The organism is Acinetobacter sichuanensis (assembly GCF_003024515.2).
In the GTDB taxonomy this organism is placed as follows: Bacteria; Pseudomonadota; Gammaproteobacteria; order Pseudomonadales; family Moraxellaceae; genus Acinetobacter; species Acinetobacter sichuanensis.
Genome location: NZ_PYIX02000007.1, coordinates 48,569 through 74,643, shown reverse-complemented (window position 1 = coordinate 74,643; position 26,075 = coordinate 48,569). Strand labels below are relative to the sequence as shown.

Sequence of the window (26,075 nt, the reverse complement as noted above, 5' to 3'; positions counted from 1 at the left end):
TTTTAAATTAAAACTCAGCTTTAACTTTTACGTGAAAGCAAAAATTGAGAAATTTGATTGAGCTCTAAGGCATTTTCACCAAAATAAGAAAGTGCTTCAAAGGCTTGATTATGCAGACTCTGAGCATAGATTTTTGCTTGTTCCAAACCCATTAATGCAGGATATGTTGATTTATCAACTTGTTCATCTTTACCTGCTGTTTTTCCTAAAGACTCAGTATCTGAAATGATGTCCAAAATGTCATCTTGCACCTGAAATGCAAGACCTATGCTTTGCCCAAATTGTCTTAATTGAGGAATTGCCTGATCTGTACCTTTAAAAATAGTAACTGCAGCCATCATAATTGCTGCCTGAATTAAAGCACCTGTTTTATTACGATGAATATTTTCTAGCTGAGCCTGATCTACATGCTTACCTTCAGCCTGTAAATCAAGGACTTGACCACAAACCATTTTTGAAGATGCTGTCGCTAAAATTTGCATTTGCTTTAATACAATTTCAGCATCCACTGCTTGAATCTGATCAAATAATCGGCTTCCCAACACCTCAAAAGCCATTGATTGTAAAATATCACCCGCCAATAAAGCGGTATCCTCACCAAAAGCAGCATGACATGTCGGTTGTCCTCGACGTAATAAATCATTATCCATACAAGGCAAATCATCATGTGCCAACGAATAACAATGTATTAATTCAATCGCAATAGCCGCACGGCGCACTGCTGCAAAGTTAGGATTATTTTCCTGTAATTGTGAAGTTGCATAACATAGAGCAGGACGAACACGCTTCCCGCCTAACATTACAGCATGATGTACTGCCGACTTTAAAGGTTCAGGAAGAGAAAAAGCCTCTAATGCTGTTTGTAAATCCTGCTGAATACGCTGTTGCGCTTGCTTTAATACATCTGCATTCACATTAGAAATTGCGGTCACTTTTGCCTCGAAATTCAAATGGTGAGTCATTTAACTCAATATTTTAGCCTTGCTCATTCTACCCTGAAATGCCTGACTAGACATCTATTTCAAAACAATTCCTCTTGTTATGTTTCTGCGCTTTTATCGTATAAAGATGCAACGCATTCTTAGGCTTTAGATTGATCATCTTCAAATCTATTTATGGTTATTTTAGTTAACCTATTTCACTTATGTACTTAAAACATGAATCGAGTTTTGACCTTGTGCTTTTGCCTGACGCACAGCAAGATCTAACTGTTGTAAAATATCATGATCTTGTTCAGCACTCAGATGATAAATGCCGATTGAAGCTGTTAAAATTTCGTTTTTTAATGTATCTAAAACGATATTTTCCTGCATAATTTTAATTTTTAAACGCTCTGCTAAAGTTAATACAGCCCACGGTGTCATTCCCTGTACAACGATTACAAAACTTGCTGAATTTAAACGAAATATATGTGCATAATCTGCGTTTAACTCATCATTTAATAACCGTCCAATTTCCGTTAAAATTTCATCACCATAGGTATAACTATGCACTTGATTAAACTTTTTAAAATGATCTAAATCAATTTTCATAAATGCATATAAAGTTTGCTTATTTTTTACAACTTTTTCTTGAATAAAACGATCAAAAGCCATTTTATTTGGCAAACCTGTAAGATCATCAATAAATAAATGATCATGTAACTTTTGATTATTTAAAATTAAAACTTTTTCACGGCGCTTTAAACGCGTGACATCGGCACAAATTAAAATCACTGCATTAATATTTTGTTCAATATCATGCAATATCTTAAAATAAGATAAATAAAAATGTCCTTTAGAATAAAACTCAAAATTTGCTTGTTCTTCACCATCTTGAAATTTTTCAATCGCCGCGATGAAATGCGAATAAATAATATTCGAAAAATTATTCAGCAATTTGCCACTTAAATATAATGCATCACTTTGGAAAATATCTGCAAATTGCTGATTTACACCAATTAAACGCGAATCCATTTCTAAAATTGCGATCGGTAAAGGTAATCTTGAAATAAACGAAACTAAATCAATTTTTCTAGATTTTTTAAAGCTTGTATAAAATCAATATCAGACAAAATCTGATTAATCTGTGGTTGTTCGTGTTCCATACATTACCCCTTCAGTATGAGGATTCATCCAACTATTCTCTATTTATATTCAAATACATTAGACTTCGTTGCATGCCTATTGGTCTTCTATGATCTTGACTTAAAGCACAAAAAAATGCGTAAGAAATAGCTTTAAATATCTTTCTGAAAAGTCATGTGATTTTGAATGCGGCTCATTATAATTTTTTATACTTTAAAAATATATCTAATTTAAGAAAAGATTAAAAAATAATCACTATCATCTTTTATATTAAAATGAAAAATCCCTAACTGCATGATAACAATTAGAGATCTCATTCATGATAAATAATTTAAAAGTGATTTTAAAATTTAGAAGCTATCAGCAGGGATACGCACCCAACCTTCCATCAACACACGTGCACTACGACTCATGATCGCTTTTTTTACTACCCATTGACCATTTTCTTGTAATGCTTGTGCACCGACACGTAAAGTTCCTGATGGATGCCCAAAGCGTACAGCTTCACGCTCACCACCACCAGCAGCTAAATTCACTAAAGTATCAGGAATTGCTGCCGCAGTTCCAATTGCAACGGCTGCGGTTCCCATCATGGCATGATGTAGCTTACCCATTGATAAAGCACGAACCAAAAGATCTGTATCTGCCTCTGTAACAACCTTACCACTTGAAGAAGTATAAGTTTTTGGCTGAGCAACAAAAGCCACTTTAGGTGTATGCTGACGATTTGCAGCTTCACTTACATCTGAGATTAAGCCCATTTTTACTGCACCATATGCACGAATTTTCTCAAAACGTGCCAACGCTGCTGTATCACTATTTATTGCTTCTTGCAGCTCTGTACCTTGATAACCAATCTCTTCAGCATTTAAAAAGATTGTTGGAATGCCTGCATTGATCAAAGTAACTTGAAAAGTACCAACTTCAGGCACTTCCAAAGTATCTACAACATTTCCTGTTGGAAACATTGCGCCACCCTCTTCGCCATCATCCGCAGGGTCTAAAAATTCAATTTGAACTTCAGCAGCAGGAAAAGTGACGCCATCAAGTTCAAAATCTCCTGTTTCTTGCACTTGACCATTGCTTATAGGTACATGAGCAATAATCGTTTTTTGAATATTGGCTTGCCAAATACGCACAGTACAAATGCCATTTTCAGGAATACGTGATGCTTCGACTAAACCATTACTAATTGCAAAAGAGCCTACTGCTGCTGTCAAGTTGCCACAATTACCACTCCAATCGACAAATGCTTTATCAATTGAAACTTGTCCAAACAGATAATCCACATCATGTTCTGCTTGCTGACTTTTAGACAAAATCACTGTTTTACTGGTACTTGAAGTTGCGCCACCCATTCCATCAATTTGTTTTGCATACGGATCTGGGCTACCAATCACACGTAATAACAATTGATCACGTGCTTGACCTGCACTTTGTGCACGTTCAGGTAAATCATCAAGTTTAAAAAAAACACCTTTACTCGTACCACCACGCATGTAAGTTGCAGGTATTTTAATTTGCGGTGCAAAACTCATTGGTCTTATTCCTTCAGCTTATCGTTGTTGTTGCAAATATTGAATCGTAGTTCAATTTTATATTACTCTGTTTTTTCAATAAAAATCATTCATTACATGACTTAAGTCTAAAAATATAATAACCCAAAGAAAATAAATAAGAATTTTTCATATCAGCCCAAAAAAGTATTTCTTTGATTTTACATAAATTTTCACAATAATAATAAAGTATACATATTCTAAACAATCAGAGATGAACTGGGGATACTAGGATATCTCAAATCAATGAATTACAATCTGTTTTCTTCTCCATTGTTGGGCTGATCATTTTGAATAAAGAGTCAACTACCCTTCAGCGTGGCTTAAAGAACCGTCATATCCAACTCATCGCTATGGGTGGTGCAATTGGTACTGGCTTATTCTTAGGTTCCGCTCAAGTCATACAATCTGCTGGACCATCGATCATTTTAGGTTATGCCATTGGTGGTTTAATTGCATTTTTAATCATGCGCCAATTAGGTGAAATGATTGTACATGAACCTGTTGCGGGTTCTTTTAGCCATTTTGCCAATAAATATTGGGGTAAATTTGCAGGTTTCTTAGCAGGTTGGAATTATTGGATTTTATATATTTTGGTGGCAATGTCAGAGTTAACTGCTGCTGCAAAATATATTAACTATTGGTGGCCTCACATTCCTGCGTGGGTCACTGTTTTAGTCTTTTTCGTTGCGATTACTGCAATTAACTTAGCAAATGTTAAGTTTTATGGTGAATCAGAATTTTGGCTTTCTATTATTAAAGTTACAGCCATTATTGCGATGATTATTTTCGGTATTTATTTGATTTTTACCGCAGATCCAACAGCAGGCTATAGTTTTAGTAATCTTTGGGAACATGGTGGATTTTTTCCACATGGTTTTGAAGGCTTATTTTATATGCTTGCCTTTCTTATGTTTGCCTTTGGCGGTATCGAATTAATTGGTATGGCAGCAGCAGAAGCAAAAGATCCAGAAAAAACAATTCCTAAAGCAATTAACCAAATTATTCCACGTATTCTTATTTTCTATATTGGTTCAATCATTATTTTATTGTCGTTGGTGCCTTGGAATTTATTTGATGGTGGTAGTTTAGATAAAAGCCCATTTGTTATGGTCTTTACACTGATCGGGATCGGTTGGGCTGCAAACCTTGTTAATTTCATCATTTTATCTGCTGCACTTTCAGTTTATAACAGCGGAATGTATGCCAACAGTCGTATGCTTTACGGTTTAGCCTTACAAGGTAATGCGCCTAAGTTTTTATTGAAAGTGAATAAGCAAGGTGTACCAATTGCTGCGGTTTTGATGTCCGCTTTGTTAATTTTTGGTTGTGTGATTTTAAATTATAAAGCACCTGAAGAAGCACTTAGCCATTTAATTTATATTGTTGTAGGCGCACTGGTTTTAAACTGGGCAATGATCAGCTTAACGCACTTAAAGTTCAAACAAGCAATGCAACGTGAAGGAACAAAAACTAAATTTCCTGCACTTTGGGCACCAATTAGTAATTATCTGGTGCTGATTTTTATTGCAACTGTGCTTTACATTATGTGGACTCAAGGCTTTAAAGAATCAGTTTTAATGATTCCTATATGGATTGTACTGATGTTTGGGCTATATAAAATGTTAAATCGACAACAATAGAAAAATATTGGTACTGAATCAAAGTTTTGGAAAAAATATATTGCTGTAATAATCAATCAAAAATACAGACAATACTCATATCAAAAGCTTGATAGACCGACTAAAAAGAGATATTGGATCATGACCAATATCTCTTTTTTTGATTAAAATATGACCTAATATTATGAAAAATATCATTTTTCTTATTATTTCAATTATTTTTAAAAAATGCACATTCACTTAATTTATTGATTATTTTGACAAATAAGCCTGTCACTTCTGCCAAAAAATATATTGTGCTTATTTAGAAACATGCTATCTTCAAAAAGTGCAGTGATTAATCAAAACAATTCTATTAAGACCTGTACAAAAAGCAAAAGAAAAGAAATTTAAAATAATATCAAGGAATAGGTCGATGAAGATAAATGCTCTTTACTCAGCTGTTTTACTCAGTTTATTACCGACTAGCAGTGTATTTGCTGCCGCAATGGATCGCTCTGGACAATCTATTTCAGCATTTTTACAGCCCAATAATTATTTCGAAGCAGGTCTTTCTGTATTAGACCCAACCGTTGAAGGACGAGATGCTGGCACAAGTGAAACGCATCGAAATATTGAGGATATGGGCAATGACTATTACTTTCCCTCAGCAGCCCTAAAGCTTCAAGTCACCGATCATATATCATTTGGTCTTTTATACGATCAGCCCTTTGGTGCAGATGTTCAATACACTGGCAGTAATGTTTTTGTAACAGATGCAAACACGACTATTTTATCTTCAGCAACAATGAGTGCGCTACGTAGCTCCAAAATTGCGAGTAGTACACCCTTAGCTATTGAAGCATTTGCACAAAAAGCAGGCTTTTCAGTTGCTCAAGCACAAGGCATGTATAACAATAATACACCAACACCTTTGGGCAATACCAAAGATCTTATTGATGCCAATGTTGCTGCGCAGGTTGATGCAGGCATTGCCCAAGTCAATGGTCTAGTAGGACAAGGTGCAACTCGTGCTGAAGTTGACTCTAACAACCTCGCTATGATTTTTGGTTTTCAACCCAATAAAAATTTAAACTTTTATGCAGGTGGTGTTTACCAAACGATTAAAGGACAGGTCAGCCTTCGTGGGCAAGCGACTAGCGTTTATAATGGTTATGATGCAACCCTAAAAGAAACAGATGGTTATGGTTGGCTCGTTGGTGCAGCATATCAGATTCCTGAAATTGCACTAAAAGCATCTGTGACGTATCGCTCCAAAGTTGATCATGATATTGAAACACAAGAAAATTTACCAACTATATCCGCACTCGGTTTACTCGGTGAACAAGCTGCTGCTGCCGCTACACAAATCGCTACAGCAACAGGCGATACCAAAATTAGTACGCCACAGTCTGTCAATATCGACTTACAATCAGGTGTGATGAAAGATACTGTCGCATTTGCAAATATTCGTTGGGTAAATTGGAAAGATTTTGAACTGCGCCCTGTTAAATTTGGCATGGTTTCAGAGGTTGTAGGACAACTTCCTTCAATTAATCGTCCAGGTGGCTTTAATTTATTGCAATACTCTAAAGACCAATGGAATGCAACTGTCGGTGTTGGTCGCAAACTCAATGAACAATGGTCAGGTAATGTTTCTGCTGGATGGGACTCTGGTGCAGGTAATCCTGTCACTGCACTTGGTCCAACAGAAGGTTATTGGAATGTGGGCGTGGGCTTACAGTTTAGTCCAGCACCGAACTACTTTATTGCTGGAGGAGTAAAATACTTTTGGCTTGGAGATGCAAAAGGTCAAGTATCCTCTCAAAATGCGGGCAATGATTATGTAGCAGATTTTAGTGATAATAATGCAATCGCTTATGGTTTAAAAATTGGTTATAAATTTTAATTTTTTATAATCTAAAACCTCTTTAAAGTCAGTATGATTATTTTAATTTATATTATGCTTTAAAGAGGTTAGTTATTTTTAAAATAAATTTTATTTAATACTTAATTTATATATAAAATTCAACTTTATATTTAAATATAATTATATTACATTAATCACTGAACTTTAGACGCCCTTAGCTTAACCGGATAGAGCAGTTGCCTCCTAAGCGACCGACGTGGGTTCGAGTCCCGCAGAGCGTACCATTACAACCCCTATCAAAAAATTAATCATCACAACAAAATCTTTTCTCCATTATGTTTAATCTTTTATTTTTAACGTTTTCTAATGCATTTAAAAGTCTAGTTCTTATGCAATAGACATTAAATCATTCATTTGAATTTTCAATCAATAAAAAACATCTAAACATTTGATTCATTTTAAATTAAATAATTCCAGTACAAATAATAAACTACAGCGTTTACACTTTTTTTATATTTTCAATTCTTAGAGTATTTACTCTTATTTTTTATATGTTATTTTGTAAAAAGAAGTAAATTTCGAACATTATTTGTAAATCATAAATATTCTAATTTTTTATTTACAAATGCTTCAAGTTATTCATTTTACGGTCTAGGGAAAAAGCGAAAATGAAAGTAAAAGCGTTAACAACTGCAATGTTATTTGCAACCTTACCAGCAACCCCTGTTTTTGCTGCTGCATTAGATCGATCTGGTCAATCGATTTCTGCATTTTTACAACCAGATAACTATTTTGAGGCTGGTCTTTCTGTTCTAGATCCAACTGTAGAAGGACGTGAAGCAGGAACAAGTGAAACTCGCCGTAATATTGATGACATGGGTGAAGACTACTACTTCCCTTCTGCAGCTCTTAAATTACAGCTCACTGACAAAATATCATTTGGTCTACTTTACGACCAACCTTTTGGTGCTGATGCAAAATACCATGGCGAAAATGTTTTTGTTTCTTCAGCAGCAGATACTGTTTTACCACAAGCAAAACTAGATGCTCTTGCTGCTGCTGGTAAAGCTAAAGTTGAAGCTTTTATGAAATCTCCTGAAGCTGCTGCTGCTATTGGTGGCTTAATGAAACAAGGTTTAAGCCAAGAAGCTGCAACAAAAGCTGTATTAAATAAAGCAAGCGAACCTCTGGTTGCTTTAGGTAAAGGCTTAGCAGATGCAAATGCAAACTTAGGTCAAGGAAATACTAAAGTTGAAGTTGATACTCAAAATCTTTCTATGATTTTTGGTTTTCAACCCATTAAAAATTTAAACTTCTATGCAGGCGGTGTTTATCAGACGATTAAAGGAAGTGTAAGTTTACGTGGTACAGCATATAGCCTATATAATGGCTACGATGCTGAAATTAAAGAAACAGGTGATGTAGGCTGGTTAGCAGGTGCTGCATACCAAATTCCAGAAATTGCGTTAAAAGCATCTGTCACTTATCGTTCTGAAATTGAACATGATGTTGATGCTACAGAAAGTTTATCTGTAGAAGCGGCATTAGATCGTAATCCTGCTGTTCTTGCAGGCTTAGGTGTTACTGAAGCACAAATCGCTGCAATGAAAAGCTCAGGTAAAACTAAGATTACGACACCTCAATCAGTTAACTTAGATTTGCAAACAGGTATTATGGAAAATACTGTTGCCTTTGCTAATATTCGTTGGGTTGATTGGTCTAATTTCTCGATTCAGCCACATAAATTTGGACAAGTTTCACAAGCAATTGGTGGATTAGTCAATCGTCCAAATGGCTTTAACCTTGTTGAATACTCTGATGATCAATGGTCTGTTAACGCAGGTGTAGGTCGTAAACTGAATGACCAATGGGCAGGTAACGTTTCTGTTGGTTGGGACTCAGGTGCAGGTAATCCAGTATCAACATTAGGTCCAACAGAAGGTTATTGGAACGTTGGCTTGGGTGTTCAATATAGCCCTGCTGCAAATTACTTCATTGCAGGTGGCGTAAAATACTTCTGGTTAGGTGATGCTAAAGCACAAACTGGCGCACAAGCAGGTGGTAGCGATTATGTTGCAGACTTCAGTGATAACAATGCCATCGCTTATGGTTTAAAAATCGGTTATAAATTCTAAAAATTTATATCTAAAAAAATCCCACATCATGTGGGATTTTTTATCAAAGCTTACAATTATTTTTTAACGTTTAAATGATGATTTAAAAGTCATAAAATGACACTTCACCTGTTTCAAGTGAGTATTCTGCACCAACCACTTTGAGCTGACCTTTAGCAATTAAACTTTCTAATACAGCCGAACCATGACGTAACTGATTCACCGAAGCAAATACATTTGATTTTACTGCATGCATAGACAATTTTTCCAAATCATCTTTTAATTCAGTTTGCATTAAAATTTCAACTGAAGGACGCACACGGTTAACAATTGACATTAAGTTTGCTGAAGGCGGTGTATTTGGGTTTTTTAATGCTTCAATTGTAGAATGAATCGCGCCACAATGACTATGCCCTAACACCACAACCAACGGACAGCCAAAACTGTCTGCTGCAAACTCGACACTACCCACTTGTGATGGTGCGACAATGTTCCCTGCTACACGGATCACAAATAAATCACCAAAACCTTGATCAAATACCATCTCCGCAGGTACACGCGAGTCTGAACATCCTAAAATAATTGCAAATGGCTCCTGACTTCCAACCATCTCTGTTCGCTGTTGGTGTGTCAAAAACTTATTATGATTTGTTTCACCATGTGCAAAGCGTTCATTGCCTTGTTTCAATCGTTCTAAAGCTTCTTGAGCGGTTAGCATGTGTGTATTGTTCCATTGTGTGGAGATGATATTGAATTTTAATACTGTCAAATTTGAATGTCACTGACTAAAAATAAACTCTGTTACAAATTAAGTTAAATGCTATTTTTTCATTCAAATACAAGGTAATTGTTTAACAAATCTACATAATAAGCACATAATTTGAATGATTTAACACTTTAGATTATAGAATCGCTTATTAAACAGACAGTACTTTATAAAAAATAACACTTTATGCAAAAGATGCCAATTGATTGCTGAAATTAGGTCATCAATAAATTGCATTTGCTTTATATAATAGTGGATTGTTAAGAAGGAACCCGTTAAATGCCTCAAATGCCCTCAAAAACTTTTCTCCAATTTTGTAGAGCAGCGCTCATCTTTAGTAGTATGGCAATAGGAGTTTCTGGTCTAAGTTTGACAAATGCATATGCCACAACTGAATTTGTTGACTATCAAAAAGTATTACAAGAAGAAAGAGCTTGGGCAGGTTTATCGAGTAAAACCTTACGTGTAGGTGATGTTGTTTGGTCATATAGTGAAGGTGGTGATCGCAGTAAACCTACACTTTTATTGATTCATGGTTTAGGTGGTAGCCGCGATACATGGAATGATGTAGCTCATCAATTAACACAACATTATCATGTGATTATTCCTGATTTACCTTTTGCAGGCACAACGCAGGTTCCAACAAATTTTGATATTTCTGTTCCAAATGTCACTGAACAATTGCGACGCTTCATTGAGGCTGCACATATTCAAAATAACTTAAATGTCGTTGGACATTCTTTAGGTGGTTCAATTGCGATGTTTTATGCTTCGCAATATCCATTTGATACAAAAAGTTTATTTTTACTCAGCTCAGGCGGTGTATTTAAAAGTAACAATACCAATTATTTAAAAAATCCTGTATATCTCAAACAATTACTTGTTGCTCAAGCGGGTGATCTGAACTTTGTACTGAAAAAAGTCATGTATAATCCACCTTTTACACCTGCCATTATCAATGCTGAACGTGAAAAATTATTAATTCTTAAAGCACAAGATACTAAAAAGGTCATTGATCAAATTGATGCATTAAATAAGTTATATACCACAACTTCATTTGCCACCATGGTTAGAAATATTGAAGCACCTACGCTAATTTTATGGGGTAAACAAGATCAGATTGTCAATGTTGAAGTTGCGCAAGAGTTGAAATCAATGATCAAACGCAGTGAAAAACCGATTATATTAGATCATATCGGTCATATGCCGCTGTTAGAAGCACCTGATAAAGTGGTAGATGCTTATCTTTCTTTTCTCACTAAGATTCAATCACAAAAGAATCCGTTACTTGAACAGAAAATTTTATAATTAAGGCTTATTTATCATGACTCATCCCATGATTGAACAATTGATTGATGCTCAATTGGCATTTTTAGATCAAGAGTTTGCTCAATCTGAAACCATTAAAATAGAATTTACCGAATTTTATCAGTGGTTTAGAAAGCAAAATCTCAAAGATATTTGGACTTTTCAACAAATCAATGATTTGCTACAAAAGCAAATTCTAGCAACGCCAGCAAGTTCCTTCTTAATTGAACAAATTGCTGAACATATTCGTATTGCACTCATTCATCCAAGTAATGATCAAACCTTAATTGAGGATATTATTCCTGTTACGACGATTGATAAAGCAGCTCAATATGTTGCAAGTAAATCTAGTCATCGCCAAGCTTTGATCAAACGTATTGTCAATAATGCTTCATTTTCTCAGATGCTCACTCAACTCATTCATCATTCTATTCAAGACTACATTGATAACTCAGTCATGAATAAAAAAGTGCCTGGTGTTGGTCGTTTTATGAAAATGGGAAAATCTGTTTTGGAATCTGTGACTGATACCAATTTGGATGATACCGTAAAGCATTATTTACAAAAAAATATTATTAAGATTAGTCAGTTAAGCGAACAAGTTTTAAATCAACAGTTTGATGATCATAAGCTTTATCATTTCCAAGCAAATCTTTGGCATAAGATTAAAAAAGTGCCTCTAAACACTTTACGCAACTATATTGAAATTGAGGACTTACCACAAACGGTTGGTTTAGGGCACGAAATTTGGGAATATATTCGCCAAACTGAATATTTACAACAACAAGTTCATGATGGTGTTTTTGCTTGGTATGTCCGTAATGAAGAGCGCCCTTTTGATTTATTGCTGCGTGATTTAAATATTGATGAAGCATTGATTCAAAATGAACTACAAGCATTACTTGAACCTATCATTCAAAAAATGATTTCTTCTGAGCATTTAAAAGCTCGTGCGCGTATTCATTTAGAAAAGTTTTATTATGCTGATGAAACTTTAGCGATTTTAAATATCGAAAAAGGCGCTTAAGCGCCTTTTTCTTTTCATCATATTATTAGAATTTTGCTAAAAAGCTAATCCCATAACGACGACCATCAAGAACTTGATCACCATCAGCATCTTCAGCTTTTTCATCTAAAATATTATAAACACCAAATTTACCTTTTAAGTTTGCTGTAAATTGATAGTTAAAACCAACATCTAAAAACTGATATGCTGGTGTCGGTGCTGACATAGAAGCTCGACCTAAATATGATGAAGTTTCACTACGATGATGTAAACGTGTCCAAATGTCTAAAGCATCATTAATAGTATAATCAACTGTCGCATTAAACATATGTTTAGGCACTTGATTTAAAGGCTGCCCTTTTAAATCGCCAGACTTTTGCTCTGTTTCAGTATAAGTATAGTTTGTACTTAAATTAACACCATCAGCAAGTTCAGTATCAAAAGTTGCTTCTACACCTTGCATAGTTGCTTCATCAACATTGATACGTGAACTAATGAAGTTCCATAAACGAACATCACCCGTTACAGCATCTAAACGACCAAATGGGTCTTTACATGCCCAAGTCGCAGCATTTGTATTGCTGCCATTTGGCGAAGAACATTCACGAATTTCAGTAATTTTATCTTTAAATTCAGTATAAAATGCGGTCACAGAGGCTTTAGATTGATCACCTTGCCATGCTGTACCAAACTCATAACTGACAGATTTTTCTGGTTTTAAATTATCATTCCCCATAATAAAGGCACTGCCTTTACCTGTAACAGAATGCACATCACTTGAAGACTGTTTTAAATCAGGTTGTTTATAACCTGTTGATACCCCACCTTTAAATGTCCAAGCATCTGTAGGGGTGTAGACACCATATAAACGTGGCGAAAAATTACCATCATAATTTTCATCATGATCATAACGTAATCCAGTCGTCAAATTAAATGTGTCAGTAATCGCCCAGGTATCTTCAGCAAATACAGCAAATGCCCAACGCTCTAACTCTGTTACAGGCATGTCGGCATTTTGATTGGTTGCTTTATCGACTAAAGATTCATTTTTAAAATATAGCCCACCAATTAAGTTATGATCACTTAATTTCCAATGCCACTGACTATTTGCCAACCAAGTTTCCAGTTCAATCCCACTTAAACCTGTTGAACTGTTACTACGATCTGGATTTTTTGAATTTTCATATTGAATATAAGAATTACTACTTAAATTATCGCCATAATGACCATTATGGGTTAAGCCATAGACTTGACGATAATTACGTCCATAAGAATCTGCACCTGTACTTACAATGGTCTTACCCGCAGTTGACTCAGATTCTTGTTTCATGAAATTTGCTTCAAATTCAAGATCATGATTATCATTGAGTAAATATGTAAATCTTGAATTTAAGCTTTCAACATCAGTACTTCTAAAGCCACCCACATAACGATCTTCATCACGTTTAGACTTACTTACACCCAATTGCATGCCTAATTTATTGGCAATAAGCGGACCTGATAAATATGCAGAACCGTTTTTAATGTCTCCAGATTGGTGATGATCTTGTAGCACAGCACCTAATTCTGCTGTTCCTGACCAATCTGTACTGACCTTTTTGGTAATGATATTTACCACACCACCCATGGCATCTGTACCATATAAAGTAGATGCAGGACCACGTATGACTTCAATACGTTCAATTTCAGCAACTGGCGGTAAGATGTTTTTTTCAAAACCATTATCATCGCCATTTGGGTTCACATCTTTAGAAAATTGGCGCTTTCCGTTGACTAAAAATAATGTATAACTTGAGCCCATACCACGAATACTGACCGTTTGCGCTGAACCTGCACCTGAAATTACAACACCCGGGGTATTTCTAAGTACATCTGTAATATCACTATATTGTCGATTTTCTAATTCTTGACGTGTAATCACCGTCATAGAGGCTGGTGCTTTTGTTTTATCTTGTTTATAGCCAGACGCTGTTAAAACCACCGTTTCTAATTGTACAGGTTCTGAATTTTTAGCCTGAACTTCACGGGAATTTTCTTGTGAATCTTTTGCGTATGCACTTCCCATCATCAATGATAATACCGAAAGAGATAATACAGATTGGATAATACGGTTTGGCATAAAAAGTATTCCAGAGCGGCTAAAAATGATAGAAAAAGAATAAAAGATGCAGTTTTCGTTGCGTAGTGTAACAAAAGATAATCTAATTACAATAGATATTGATAACTATTATCATTAGTAATTAAAGAATTTACACTTTTTTGATTATTTATCACACGATAATTTCAATAAATTAAGCTTAATTTAAGTTTTATATTGTTTTTATTTTAAACATAGAAGTAATGACCCATAAAAAAACCTCCAAAAAAATGGAGGTTTTTTTGCACAAAATTTCAAAAATTATTTGAAATATGCACCTTCTGATTGGCTATGATCTGTTTGGTCAACAACACGTGCTAACTCAGGCACATGCTCTTTCAGTGTTGTTTCAACGCCTTGTTTTAAAGTCACATCAATCGCTGAACAACCTTGGCAACCACCACCAAACTTCAATACAGCCGTTAAGCCATGCTCTGCATCTTCAACAACTTCAACCAAAGCACAGTTACCACCATGACCTGAAAGACCTGGGTTGATTTCTGCTTGAAGTACATAAGTAATGCGCTCTTCAATAGAAGCATCTGGTCCAACACGTGGCACTTTAGAGTTTGGAGCACGGAAAGTGAGTTGACCACCAAAACGATCTTTATTGTAGTCAATCACAGCATCTTTCAAATATGGAATGGATGATGCATCAATAAATGCAGGAAAATCTGCATAATCTTGTTTGTAATCTGTTGGTACAACCTCTTCAGGCGCGCTATATGCCATACAGCATTCTGCACGTGGAGTACCTGCATTTTCTACAAACACACGAACGCCAATTCCTGGAGTATTTTGCTTATCCAACAGATCCTTTAAATACTCTTGCGCATTTGGAGTAATCAATAAATTTGGAATTTCTTCTGCAACTGCAGTATTGGTGTTCTCAGTCGACATAACTCTATCCTCAAGCTGAAGTTGTTATTTTAACTGAAGATGAGGCTGAATGAATAAAAATCAACTAAAATTGTCGGATTTGATGAAAAACAACATGATTTCATACAATTTAATGGCATGATTGCTGTTAAATTGATCTTCTTCTTTTTTTGTGAACGCTTATGCTGCATTTACCTTTTAATCATACGATTACGATCATCCTTATTACGGTGATTATCTCCCTTATCGCCTTTTCAAATCGGCAAGTCCTTGATCGTTTTATTTTTTGGCCACCTGCAATTCAGCAAAAATCGCAATATGACCGTTTTATTACTCATGGTTTTATTCATGCTGATGGTATGCATCTGTTATTTAATATGTTTACCTTATTTTTCTTTGGTAGCATTATCGAAAGTTTTTATCGTCAATATCTATATGACTTAGGCTTTGTCTTATTTTATTTGGGTGGTTTAATTTTTGCAATTTTACCGAGTTATCTAAAACATAAAAATGACACACGTTGGGCAAGTTTAGGTGCATCTGGTGCTGTTTCTGCGGTGTTATTTGCATATATCTTATTTCAACCATGGAAATTGATTTTTGTTTTCTTTATTCCCGTTCCTGCAATTATTTTTGCGGTGTTATATGTCGCTTACAGTATTTGGTCAGGTAAAAAAGGTAATTCAAACATTAATCACAGTGCACATCTATGGGGAGCAGCATACGGTGTGATTATGACAATTATTATTGAGCCACGTGTTGTTCCGCATTTTTTTAATCAGTTAATGCAACTTCCTTTTTAGTTTTATTTTTAAATTTTAATCAGATGATATTCGCTACAAAAATTGTAGCGAATATCTGAAATCAAGCAAAATTTGAAAGATTAAAAACGTACCCAAAGACCAATTTTGGCAACAGGGATCCATTTTAGCCATGTGCTAAAATTATCTTCCTCTACTTTTAAAGCTTCACCCAATGTTGTGGTTTTATCTTGATCTTGGATGGTTAAATTTCCATTTTCAGGATAATAACTGACTTGAGGTTTACCTGCATACATTGCGCCAAACTGTGTTGCTAAACCCCAACGTTGACTAATTTTCGGACTCCAACCAATGCCCACATACGGCAATACTTTCTGATTAAAATCAACATCTAGGTGTACATTTCCAACTTGATTTGCATCAAAAGTTGCATGGTTAAAGGTATATTCAGGAAGCTCTCCTTCATCAAGATAAAAGTCACTTGGAGAATATTGTCCTTTAAATTTAATATCTTGATTAAATAAACCTAATGTTAAATGAAATGAACCAGCGAATGGTCGAATATTAGCAGCAACATATTGAACTTTACTGTCAAAATCCACTTTATCGACTTTCATTCCACTCATTAATTCAAAATCTAGCGCATCAGCTTTGTATTTTCCGCCATTATATCCTGCGACCAGATCAAGATATGAATTAATTGAAAAACCTGCACCAAAACCTAAACCAAGAATTCCTGCTTCTGCAAACACAACAAATGGTTTAGCACCTTCTGCATATTTTAAACCTAAAATACGAGTTTCCGTTTCATCTGTAACAACACTAGATACTATAGTCGGTTTAGCAATTTGAGGTGCTACAGCTTGTACAGGCTGAGCTTCGCTAAGCAATACAGGATTGGTTGGTGACTGTGCAGTATTCACTGGTTCTATTACAGGTGGCTGGGTTAGCGCTACTTGAGATTGAGGCTGTGTAGTTTCAGTGATGTTTTCATTTGGTATTGCAACAGGTTCAGCCACCACACCTTTTATAAATGGCGCTTGGTGAATAATTAATTCAGCTTAGACGCTTGTTGTCATCAACAATGCAATACTAGGTAAAATATATTTCATTGTTCTATTCCTTAGAAAGTATAACCCATATTGAGCATGAATCCTTTTAAGTCATTATCTGTATAAGTGTATGTTGCTCCAATTCGATAATCACTAATCCAAGCGTTTGGCTTTAAGTTTTTAAATCCGATTGATGCTGATAAATCATGTGAAACTTCGGTATATAATTCATCTCCATGATAATCTGTACGTGCCAAAGACACTTTTGCAATCAGAGGACTATTATTAATACTACGTTTCAAGACTTGGCTATATTCGACACCATTGCGCAAAATTGTATTTTTTAAATCATAATGAGTTTCATAGTCCCCGATTTGAATAGAGTCTGTTTTATAGACTGTTGCCATATTAATAATATTGATTGAAGCATCCCAGCTTAATGGAAATTGTAGATTACTCACCAAACCACCACCATAGATTAAAGCTGCTGAACCTAAGTCTTCTGAACCTGTTGCTCCCACTCGTACTTGTGGCATAACAAACCAAGTTAAATCTTTGTTTTCATAAGCTTTAAAATTTACACCCAAACCAAAGTTTAGACTACCCGAATAAGCTCCCTCAGTATCAACAAGCGTAATAGGTACATCAAAAGATATGCCTACTTTTTCATTTTCAAACCAGTGGCTATAACTGATGGGTAGGTTATAAACATCTACGCCATATTCACCTTGGGTATAACGCCCAAAACGTGGTGTAATTCCAAAACTAGAACGTGAACCTGTGGTTTTATTGCCAAAAGCTTGGTTTGAAGTCATGTCAGACATCGTGTCTGTACTGCTAACAGCCATCGTGCTCATTAAACTATTTGGGTTACCTGCAACAGGGTCTATAGGCGTATTTTTTACCCATTCCTTCGTTAGAGCTTTTAAAATATATTCATCTTCGCCTTTTATAGCATTTAAAAAAGCGTCTTTAGCCTGCTCCCTCGTTCCTCCAATTTCCCCATAAATTCTGGTAATTCCTAATGATGGAATACTAAATTTTAACTGTGATGAGTCTTGTGCAAATTCAAGTTGAGTATTTACCCCTCTTAAATTTAATGCTGAATGCGCAAAAGATGTTTCTGTATAATTTGGAAATATTTGCTTCATATTTACAAAATCATACTGGTCAATCGCATCATTTAAATTACTATAGCCTTTGCTCTGATACGTATTATTTCCAACTTGAATTTGAGCATTAAAGACATCTTTTGCAAATGCAGGTGTCGCCCCAACGAATAACAAAGCACCTAAAATATACGCGCCAACTTGAATATTCATAACAATCTCACTGATCTTAACTTCTACTTTCCCCAAGCCTAATGTATTGTTTTATTGAATAAATTCTATTCCCCAAATGAGGAGTATTTTTAAAATGATGTCTTCGCTATAGTGTTCGATTTTTTATTTCTGTATGTCATTTTGGTATGAAATGCCACCGAACATTTAAACTTGGCGTGGATAATGTATACATCTGTATATTAATACTGAAATAAACGAGATATTTTGCATGTCCAATTCAATTGATGGTTTACAATTTCCTCTAGATCCGCACTCTAAAAAAAGCAGCTCCTCTCAAACAGGTAAAAATATCATTGCTGAAGCTTTATCTTTGGTTGACCCTCAACGTTCAAAGCAGGCACTACAAGAAAAAAATTGGCGTAAAAACTATCCAGTTTATTTCAAAGCTTTGGTAGAAAATGGCATTCAATCTGTCAATAATCCAATCACAATTGCAAAACAAGGTTTACATAAAGCTCGGCATAGTTTTGATTTTTTCAGAAATGGGCAGCGCTATGCATTAAAAGATGTCATGTCCATTCCTTTGACGGAAAAAATTTATACTGTTCATTTTCAAGGTCAATCCGATATTCAACCTGAATGGTATGTGCCATATCGTGGCAAAAAATTGCAAGGTGCTGCTTTACTTGAACAAATCCAAGTTTGGGAAGATAAAGGCATCATCGAAGCGAGCCATGCCAATGCACTCCGAGAAGCCCATGCTCATCCTGAATGGTTTGACTTGTCAGACCGTACATTGGTTTTATTTGGTGCAGGTTCTGAGGCAGGACCACTGACATGGCTTGCGCGTTGGAAAGCCAATATCGTTGCAGTGGATTTGCCTAATGAACGCGTCTGGGCAAAAATCCTCAATACCATCAAAAATGGTAATGCTACGCTGTATGCACCTTGTTTTGACAAGATGACAGATACTCAAGACATCGATACGCTCAAAAATAAACTTGGTGCAAACTTACTTACTCAAATCCCAGAAATCACGCAATGGTTATGCGATAACCCTCAGCGCCTTGATTTAGCCTCTATTGCTTATTTAGATGGTGAAAAACATGTTCGTGTCTCTATGGCGATGGATAGCATCATGAGCACTGTCAGTGAGCAAAAAGCAGATTCATCGTTGATGTATATGTGTACTCCAACCGATGTTTATGCTGTGCCCAAAGAAGTAATCGAAGGCTCTATAGCAAAAAATCAACAACGCTCTAAACTGGAAATTATTCTGAGTAAAGGTGTTTCCACCTTGTCCATGAAGCAGTTTTTTAAAGACAATCAATCTCAACTCATCGCGTCTGATAATGGTCAGTCCTATGGAGTTGCAGACTGTCTCGTGGTTGAACAGGGTCCTAACTATGCTTTGGCAAAACGTATTCAACAATGGCGTGCAACTTTAGCACGACATCAAGGGCAAAAAGTCAGTATCAATATTGCGCCTTCAACGACAACGCATTCAGTGACAAAAAATCCACTACTCAAAGCTGCATTTAACGGTGCCAGTTTATTCGATGTCGAAGCATTTGACCCAGAAACCACCAATGCCATTATGGCTGCGCTCTGGATTCATGATTTAAAAAACCCTCAGTCCGTTTCCAATCCAGAAACTGCGATGGAACATCCTTTAGAACTGATGATGGAAGGTGCAAATCATGGAGGCTTATGGCGTGTAGCTTACTTAGCTCGTACAGCATTACCTTTTGCTGCAATCTATGGTTTTGCCGCAGAGAAACTTCCTCTTAAGCAAGTACTGAGTAAGTTGAAAAAATAACACTCATAAAAAAACGCTGCTTAAGCAGCGTTTTTTCAGATCAAATCATATGAGCATCTAAGAATTAAAACACTTTAAGCAATAACCAATACAATCCACCCGATAAACAAATGGTCGCAGGTAATGTAAAAATCCATGCTGAAAGAATCGTTTTAACAGTATTAAAGTTTAAACCTGATTTATTTGCCACCATGGTTCCAGCAACTGCCGAATTTAATACGTGTGTTGTTGATACAGGCATACCAAAACCATCTGCCGCAGCGATTGTTGTCATTGCAACCAACTCAGCAGACATCCCTTGACCATAAGTCATATGATGTTTACCAATACGCTCACCCACAGTCACAACAATACGTTTCCAACCCACCATTGTTCCAAGACCTAGAGCAAGTGCTACAGCAACTTTGACCCAAGTTGGAATATATTGCAGGAATGAATCTAAACTTTTACGATATTCTTTTACAGTTTTCGCTTGAGCTTCGTCCATTTTTGGCAATTGTTCAGCTTTGTCTAAACGTTTAAATGCAGTTGTACTTAAGTACATATCATTACGTAAAGATGATACTTCTGCTTCAGGAATATCTTTTAAATCACCAAACTTAGCCACACGGTCACCTAAGTGATCTGTCAAACTTGCTAACGCAGGTACAACTTCGGGTGTCATTTCTTTGGTTTGAATATATTTGGTAATTGTTGAACGTGCTTGCTCATCAGGAATATCTGCATGCTGTGCATACACTGCTGTTGCTGTTTGTGCAGACAATTGAGAGAAAGACTGTAAATGTTGTTGATCTAAGTTTTTGTTGAGAGAATAAGCCAATGGCACTAAACCGATCAAAATCAACATGATCAAGCCCATACCTTTTTGCCCATCGTTTGAACCATGCGCAAAACTTACACCTGTACAAGTGAAAATCAAAATAGCACGAATCAATGGCGGTGGTGGCTTATTGCCTTCAGGTGGTTGGAACAACTCCAGTTGTTTCTTGAAGATCTTTTTCACAAGCAAGAAAACAACAGCTGCAAAGGCAAAACCAATCAATGGTGAGAATAAAAGTGCTTTGCCGACTTTGATCACTTGATCCATGTCTACACCACTTGCACCACTTGCCGAATGCAAGATGTAGTTCATGATCCCTACACCAAGAATCGAACCGATGAGTGTATGTGAGCTAGATGCAGGAATCCCTAAGAACCAAGTACCTAAGTTCCACATGATCGCAGCAATGAGCATGGCAAAAACCATGGCAAAACCAGCGCCTGATCCGACATTCATGATCAATTCAACAGGCAATAAAGCAATGATCCCGTAAGCCACAGCACCACTTGCAACCATTACCCCAAGAAAGTTACAAAAACCTGCCCACATCACTGCAACGGGTGCAGGCAAAGCATTGGTATAAATAACTGTTGCTACAGCATTGGCTGTATCATGGAAACCATTTACAAACTCAAAACCCAAAGCAATAAATAAAGCTGTCGCAAGTAATACAACAGAATATAAGCTCAAAGGTGGTACATGAGCTAAATCAGCAGAAAGCTGAACACCGATATAAATAAGTGTTGAAATAATAAGCGTTAAAAACACCGGCATAAAAAATTTAGGTGTCGGAACATGAACATTCGTCGATTTACTTTGAGTCGACGACTGTGATGAATCTGAAACGGGAGGTAGATTAGAATTCATGCAGACGTTTTAAGCGGATGATAGAATGCGCTTATTGTTCAATTAAATTGTGACAATTATATGACAAATAGCTGTCATATAAAGCAACATTTTTGCTTATTTGGATTGGCCAAAACACAAACAAAGATCACTAAAAATAAATTAAACATTAATAAATCAACATATTAAATAAAATATAATTGGCAATTTACGCCAAAATGTCATTTTCCAACAATTAAAATAATTGTAATATTTGCAATAAAAAATTTCATATTGTTTTTTGGGGGCAAATAAAATACGCTCAAGAGATGACATTCCGATGAAAATTCAGACAATTATTTTCTAATGCCCTGCGCCAATTGATCAAAATAACAACAAAAATGCTTTTCCTTCGCTTCACCACATGAATAACAGTAAAATTGATTTGAATTCTGCTAACATATATGCAGATTTTATATTCCATCGGATTGGGTTATTTATGTCCACACTTGCCACTTTAAAAGCGCTTCTCGCCCAACGCATCCTCATTATTGATGGTGCAATGGGAACCATGATTCAACGCCATAAACTCGAAGAAGCCGACTATCGTGGTGAGCGATTTGCGGATTGGGCATCTGACTTAAAAGGCAACAATGACCTTTTGGTGCTGACTCAGCCACAGATTATCCAAGGCATTCATGAAGCCTACTTAGATGCTGGTGCGGACATCATTGAAACCAACTCATTCAATGGCACACGTGTTTCCATGTCGGATTATCACATGGAAGACTTGGTTCCTGAGATCAACCGTGAAGCGGCACGTTTGGCGAAAGAAGCCTGTTTAAAATACTCAACACCTGACAAACCACGTTTTGTGGCAGGTGTATTAGGTCCAACATCACGTACCTGTTCGATTTCACCGAATGTAAATGACCCTGCATTTCGTAACATTACTTTTGATGAACTAAAAGAAAACTATATAGAAGCTGCTCATGCCCTGATTGAAGGCGGTGCGGATATTCTGCTCATTGAAACTGTATTTGATACTTTAAACTGTAAAGCTGCGATTTTTGCAGTAAAAGAAGTGTTCCGTCAGATTGGTCGTGAATTACCCTTAATGATTTCAGGGACGATTACCGATGCTTCAGGTCGTACACTGACAGGTCAAACCGCCGAAGCCTTCTGGAACTCTGTGCGTCATGGCGACTTATTGTCGATTGGTTTTAACTGTGCCCTTGGTGCAGATGCCATGCGTCCACACGTCAAAACCATTGCCGATGTAGCCGATACTTTTGTTTCAGCGCATCCAAACGCAGGCTTGCCAAATGCCTTCGGTGGTTATGATGAAACCCCTGAAGAAACAGCAGCATTCCTGAAAGAATTTGCAGAAAGTGGTCTGATCAATATCACAGGCGGTTGCTGTGGTACCACGCCTGATCATATCCGTGCCATTTACAATGCGGTAAAAGACATCAAGCCACGCCAAGTGCCTGAAACTAAACCTGCTTGCCGTTTAAGTGGTTTAGAGCCGTTCAACATCACGGCTGATTCGCTGTTTGTGAATGTCGGTGAACGTACCAACGTCACAGGTTCTAAAAAATTCCTGCGTTTAATCCGTGAAGAAAACTTTGCCGAAGCTTTAGATGTGGCTTTGCAACAAGTGGTTGCGGGTGCTCAGGTCATCGACATTAACATGGATGAAGGGATGCTCGACTCGCAAGGCGCGATGGTGCATTTCCTCAACTTAGTTGCCTCTGAACCTGAAATTTCCAAAGTGCCGATCATGATTGACTCATCCAAATGGGAAATCATTGAAGCAGGTTTGAAATGCGTTCAGGGTAAACCAGTGGTGAACTCGATCTCGCTAAAAGAAGGCTATGACGAGTTTGTCGAAAAAGCACGTTTATGCCGTCAGTACGGTGCTGCGATCATTGTCATGGCATTTGATGAAACAGGTCAGGCAGATACAGCGGCACGTAAGCGTGAAATCTGTAAGCGTTCTTATGATGTCTTGGTCAATGATGTGGGCTTCCCTGCGGAAGACATTATTTTTGACCCGAACGTGTTTGCGGTTGCAACAGGTATTGAAGAACACAATAACTATGCGGTTGATTTCATTGAAGCAACAGGCTGGATTAAACAAAATCTGCCACATGCCATGATTTCAGGCGGTGTATCCAACGTATCGTTCTCTTTCCGTGGCAATGAGCCTGTCCGTGAAGCGATTCACTCGGTGTTCCTTTACCATGCCATTAAACAAGGTATGACCATGGGTATTGTAAATGCAGGTCAAATGGCAATTTACGATGACATTGATGCTGAACTGAAAGCTGCGGTTGAAGATGTCATCCTGAACCAAAACCAAGGTGAAAGTCATCAAGAAGCAACTGAAAAACTGCTTGAAGTGGCTGAAAAATACCGTGGTCAAGGTGCTGCACAAAAACAGGTGGAAGACCTCGAATGGCGTAATCAACCTGTTGAAAAACGTCTTGAACACGCTTTGGTTAAAGGCATCACTACCTTTATTGATGAAGATACTGAAGAAGCACGTTTAAAATCCAAGCGTCCTTTGGATGTCATCGAAGGTCCACTCATGGACGGCATGAACGTGGTTGGTGACTTGTTTGGTTCAGGTAAAATGTTCTTGCCACAAGTGGTGAAGTCAGCACGTGTGATGAAGCAAGCCGTCGCTTGGTTGAACCCGTTTATTGAAGCGGAAAAATCAGGTGGTCAGTCTAAAGGTAAAGTGTTGATGGCAACCGTGAAAGGCGACGTACACGATATTGGTAAAAATATTGTCGGCGTGGTTTTAGGCTGTAACGGTTATGACATTATTGACCTTGGTGTGATGGTCCCTGCGGAAAAAATCTTACAGACTGCGATTGATGAAAAAGTCGATATTATTGGTTTGTCAGGTCTGATCACGCCGTCTTTGGATGAAATGGTTTTTGTTGCAAAAGAAATGCAACGTAAAGATTTCCATGTTCCATTATTGATTGGTGGTGCAACGACTTCTAAAGCGCATACGGCAGTGAAAATTGACCCGCAATATTCCAATGATGCGGTCATTTATGTAGCCGATGCTTCTCGTGCGGTGGGTGTGGCAACGACTTTACTTTCTAAGGAAATGAAGCCGAAGTTTGTTGAGGAAACCCGTGCGGAATATGAAAAAGTCCGTGTGCGTATTGCCAATAAACAACCGAAAGCAGCCAAACTGTCTTATGCTGAATCAATTGAAAATGGTCTGAAAATTGACTTTGCAGCGAATGCACCTGTGAAGCCAAACTTTATTGGTACGCAAACTTTGACCAATTATCCACTTGAAACTTTGGTGGAATACTTTGACTGGACACCGTTCTTTATTTCATGGAGTCTGGCAGGTAAGTTCCCTGCAATTCTGACTGATGAAGTGGTCGGTGAAGCAGCAACTGATTTGTATAATCAGGCGCAGGACATGCTCAAAGACATTATTGAAAATAAACGCTTTGATGCCCGTGCCGTGTTCAGTATCTACCCTGCCAACCGTTCTGCAGCAGACTCGGTTGAAGTGTATGATGAATCAGGTGCAACGACGCATACTTTCCATCATATTCGTCAGCAGTCTGACAAAGTGACGGGTAAACCAAACTTGTCTTTGGCTGATTTTGTGGCGACGAAAGATCAGGCTGAAGATTGGTTAGGTGGCTTTACGGTTTCAATCTTCGGTGCGGAAGAAATGGCACATGAGTATAAAGCCAAGGGCGATGACTACTCTGCAATTCTTGCGCAATCTTTGGGTGACCGTTTTGCTGAAGCATTTGCTGAGCATTTACATGAACGCATCCGTAAAGAGTTCTGGGGCAATCAGGCAAATGAGCAACTTTCAAATGAAGAGTTGATTAAAGAGAAGTATGTCGGTATTCGTCCTGCACCGGGTTACCCTGCTTGTCCTGAGCATTCTGAAAAAGCGTCTTTGTTTGACTGGTTGGGTTCTACCGATAAGATTGGTACGCAACTGACTTCAAGTTTTGCGATGTGGCCACCTTCTTCTGTCAGCGGTTTCTATTATGCCAACCCACAATCTGAATATTTTAACGTGGGTAAAATTGCTCAGGATCAACTTGAGGATTATGCGAAGCGTAAGAATTGGACTTTGGATGAAGCGAAGCGTTGGTTAGCGCCGAATTTGGATGATTCGGTTTCTTGATTTAATCAATTAAATAAAAAAGCTCC

The 26,075-nt window shown here is 37.0% G+C and carries 17 protein-coding genes and 1 tRNA gene; 9 read left to right on the top strand and 9 right to left on the bottom strand.

Going from position 1 to position 26,075, the window contains the following annotated elements; all coding sequences use genetic code 11:
- Positions 1-20 precede the first annotated feature (20 nt).
- From C9E89_RS06695 to prpF, 3 genes are all read right to left on the bottom strand, one after another.
- Positions 21-962 (bottom strand): polyprenyl synthetase family protein, encoded by a 942-nt coding sequence (locus C9E89_RS06695; protein ID WP_407641418.1) that lies wholly within the window; start codon positions 960-962, stop codon positions 21-23.
- 180 nt (positions 963-1,142) lie between these two features.
- A complete protein-coding gene (locus tag C9E89_RS06690) occupies positions 1,143-1,955 on the bottom strand; it encodes a GGDEF domain-containing protein (protein ID WP_265935920.1) in 813 nt (270 codons plus the stop codon).
- A 461-nt stretch (positions 1,956-2,416) separates the two neighbouring features.
- Positions 2,417-3,604: a 2-methylaconitate cis-trans isomerase PrpF gene (prpF, locus tag C9E89_RS06685; RefSeq protein WP_107007480.1), complete on the bottom strand. Its 1,188-nt coding sequence runs from the start codon at positions 3,602-3,604 to the stop codon at positions 2,417-2,419.
- A 308-nt stretch (positions 3,605-3,912) separates the two neighbouring features.
- Between prpF and C9E89_RS06680 the strand changes: the two genes are divergently transcribed.
- From C9E89_RS06680 to C9E89_RS06665, 4 genes are all read left to right on the top strand, one after another.
- On the top strand, positions 3,913-5,265 hold the full coding sequence (locus tag C9E89_RS06680) for an amino acid permease (protein WP_107007479.1): 1,353 nt from the start codon (positions 3,913-3,915) through the stop codon (positions 5,263-5,265).
- Positions 5,266-5,659: 394 nt separating this feature from the next.
- A complete protein-coding gene (locus C9E89_RS06675; RefSeq protein ID WP_107007478.1) occupies positions 5,660-7,132 on the top strand; it encodes an outer membrane protein transport protein in 1,473 nt (490 codons plus the stop codon).
- Positions 7,133-7,301: 169 nt separating this feature from the next.
- A tRNA-Arg gene (locus tag C9E89_RS06670) sits at positions 7,302-7,377 on the top strand.
- A 384-nt stretch (positions 7,378-7,761) separates the two neighbouring features.
- Positions 7,762-9,228 (top strand): outer membrane protein transport protein, encoded by a 1,467-nt coding sequence (locus C9E89_RS06665; RefSeq protein ID WP_107007477.1) that lies wholly within the window; start codon positions 7,762-7,764, stop codon positions 9,226-9,228.
- Positions 9,229-9,310: 82 nt separating this feature from the next.
- Here C9E89_RS06665 and C9E89_RS06660 read toward each other — a convergent pair whose 3' ends face one another.
- Entirely contained in the window at positions 9,311-9,925 is a 615-nt protein-coding gene (locus C9E89_RS06660; protein ID WP_107007476.1) for a carbonic anhydrase, read from the bottom strand.
- 327 nt (positions 9,926-10,252) lie between these two features.
- On the opposite strand from C9E89_RS06660, the gene C9E89_RS06655 reads away from it, so the two are divergent.
- Both C9E89_RS06655 and C9E89_RS06650 read left to right on the top strand, forming a co-directional pair.
- Positions 10,253-11,281, top strand: a complete 1,029-nt coding sequence (locus C9E89_RS06655) for an alpha/beta fold hydrolase (RefSeq protein ID WP_107007475.1) — start codon at positions 10,253-10,255, stop codon at positions 11,279-11,281.
- Positions 11,282-11,297: 16 nt separating this feature from the next.
- Positions 11,298-12,308, top strand: coding sequence for a hypothetical protein (locus C9E89_RS06650; RefSeq protein WP_107007474.1), 1,011 nt, complete (start codon positions 11,298-11,300; stop codon positions 12,306-12,308).
- A gap of 25 nt (positions 12,309-12,333) precedes the next feature.
- Here C9E89_RS06650 and C9E89_RS06645 read toward each other — a convergent pair whose 3' ends face one another.
- Positions 12,334-14,406 carry a TonB-dependent receptor domain-containing protein gene (locus C9E89_RS06645; RefSeq protein WP_107007473.1) on the bottom strand — a complete coding sequence of 691 codons (2,073 nt, stop codon included), beginning with the start codon at positions 14,404-14,406 and terminating at the stop codon, positions 12,334-12,336.
- Between the two features lie 279 nt (positions 14,407-14,685).
- Positions 14,686-15,324, bottom strand: a complete 639-nt coding sequence (gene nfuA, locus C9E89_RS06640) for a Fe-S biogenesis protein NfuA (protein WP_107007472.1) — start codon at positions 15,322-15,324, stop codon at positions 14,686-14,688.
- Between the two features lie 161 nt (positions 15,325-15,485).
- On the opposite strand from nfuA, the gene C9E89_RS06635 reads away from it, so the two are divergent.
- A complete protein-coding gene (locus C9E89_RS06635) occupies positions 15,486-16,106 on the top strand; it encodes a rhomboid family intramembrane serine protease (protein ID WP_107007471.1) in 621 nt (206 codons plus the stop codon).
- Between the two features lie 80 nt (positions 16,107-16,186).
- Here the strand turns inward: C9E89_RS06635 and C9E89_RS06630 are convergent, their stop codons facing one another.
- Entirely contained in the window at positions 16,187-17,083 is an 897-nt protein-coding gene (locus tag C9E89_RS06630) for a hypothetical protein (RefSeq protein ID WP_107007470.1), read from the bottom strand.
- A gap of 104 nt (positions 17,084-17,187) precedes the next feature.
- Entirely contained in the window at positions 17,188-18,438 is a 1,251-nt protein-coding gene (locus C9E89_RS06625; protein WP_107007469.1) for a hypothetical protein, read from the bottom strand.
- Positions 18,439-18,667: 229 nt separating this feature from the next.
- Between C9E89_RS06625 and C9E89_RS06620 the strand changes: the two genes are divergently transcribed.
- Entirely contained in the window at positions 18,668-20,218 is a 1,551-nt protein-coding gene (locus tag C9E89_RS06620) for a hypothetical protein (RefSeq protein WP_107007468.1), read from the top strand.
- A gap of 64 nt (positions 20,219-20,282) precedes the next feature.
- On the opposite strand, the gene C9E89_RS06615 is transcribed toward C9E89_RS06620, so the two are convergent.
- Positions 20,283-21,905 (bottom strand): inorganic phosphate transporter, encoded by a 1,623-nt coding sequence (locus tag C9E89_RS06615; RefSeq protein ID WP_107007467.1) that lies wholly within the window; start codon positions 21,903-21,905, stop codon positions 20,283-20,285.
- Positions 21,906-22,362: 457 nt separating this feature from the next.
- Here C9E89_RS06615 and metH point away from each other — a divergent pair, with 457 nt between their 5' ends.
- On the top strand, positions 22,363-26,049 hold the full coding sequence (gene metH / locus C9E89_RS06610; protein WP_107007466.1) for a methionine synthase: 3,687 nt from the start codon (positions 22,363-22,365) through the stop codon (positions 26,047-26,049).
- Positions 26,050-26,075 lie beyond the last annotated feature (26 nt).

What these genes read in the sequence shown, in the direction of transcription:
- C9E89_RS06695 (WP_407641418.1), bottom strand. Translation starts at nt 962, where the DNA reads ATGACTCACCATTTGAATTTCGAGGCAAAAGTGACCGCAATTTCTAAT.
- C9E89_RS06690 (WP_265935920.1), bottom strand. Translation starts at nt 1,955, where the DNA reads ATGGATTCGCGTTTAATTGGTGTAAATCAGCAATTTGCAGATATTTTC.
- prpF (WP_107007480.1), bottom strand. Translation starts at nt 3,604, where the DNA reads ATGAGTTTTGCACCGCAAATTAAAATACCTGCAACTTACATGCGTGGT.
- C9E89_RS06675 (WP_107007478.1), top strand. Translation starts at nt 5,660, where the DNA reads ATGAAGATAAATGCTCTTTACTCAGCTGTTTTACTCAGTTTATTACCG.
- C9E89_RS06665 (WP_107007477.1), top strand. Translation starts at nt 7,762, where the DNA reads ATGAAAGTAAAAGCGTTAACAACTGCAATGTTATTTGCAACCTTACCA.
- C9E89_RS06660 (WP_107007476.1), bottom strand. Translation starts at nt 9,925, where the DNA reads ATGCTAACCGCTCAAGAAGCTTTAGAACGATTGAAACAAGGCAATGAA.
- C9E89_RS06655 (WP_107007475.1), top strand. Translation starts at nt 10,253, where the DNA reads ATGCCTCAAATGCCCTCAAAAACTTTTCTCCAATTTTGTAGAGCAGCG.
- C9E89_RS06650 (WP_107007474.1), top strand. Translation starts at nt 11,298, where the DNA reads ATGACTCATCCCATGATTGAACAATTGATTGATGCTCAATTGGCATTT.
- C9E89_RS06645 (WP_107007473.1), bottom strand. Translation starts at nt 14,406, where the DNA reads ATGCCAAACCGTATTATCCAATCTGTATTATCTCTTTCGGTATTATCA.
- nfuA (WP_107007472.1), bottom strand. Translation starts at nt 15,324, where the DNA reads ATGTCGACTGAGAACACCAATACTGCAGTTGCAGAAGAAATTCCAAAT.
- C9E89_RS06635 (WP_107007471.1), top strand. Translation starts at nt 15,486, where the DNA reads ATGCTGCATTTACCTTTTAATCATACGATTACGATCATCCTTATTACG.
- C9E89_RS06625 (WP_107007469.1), bottom strand. Translation starts at nt 18,438, where the DNA reads ATGAATATTCAAGTTGGCGCGTATATTTTAGGTGCTTTGTTATTCGTT.
- C9E89_RS06620 (WP_107007468.1), top strand. Translation starts at nt 18,668, where the DNA reads ATGTCCAATTCAATTGATGGTTTACAATTTCCTCTAGATCCGCACTCT.
- C9E89_RS06615 (WP_107007467.1), bottom strand. Translation starts at nt 21,905, where the DNA reads ATGAATTCTAATCTACCTCCCGTTTCAGATTCATCACAGTCGTCGACT.
- metH (WP_107007466.1), top strand. Translation starts at nt 22,363, where the DNA reads ATGTCCACACTTGCCACTTTAAAAGCGCTTCTCGCCCAACGCATCCTC.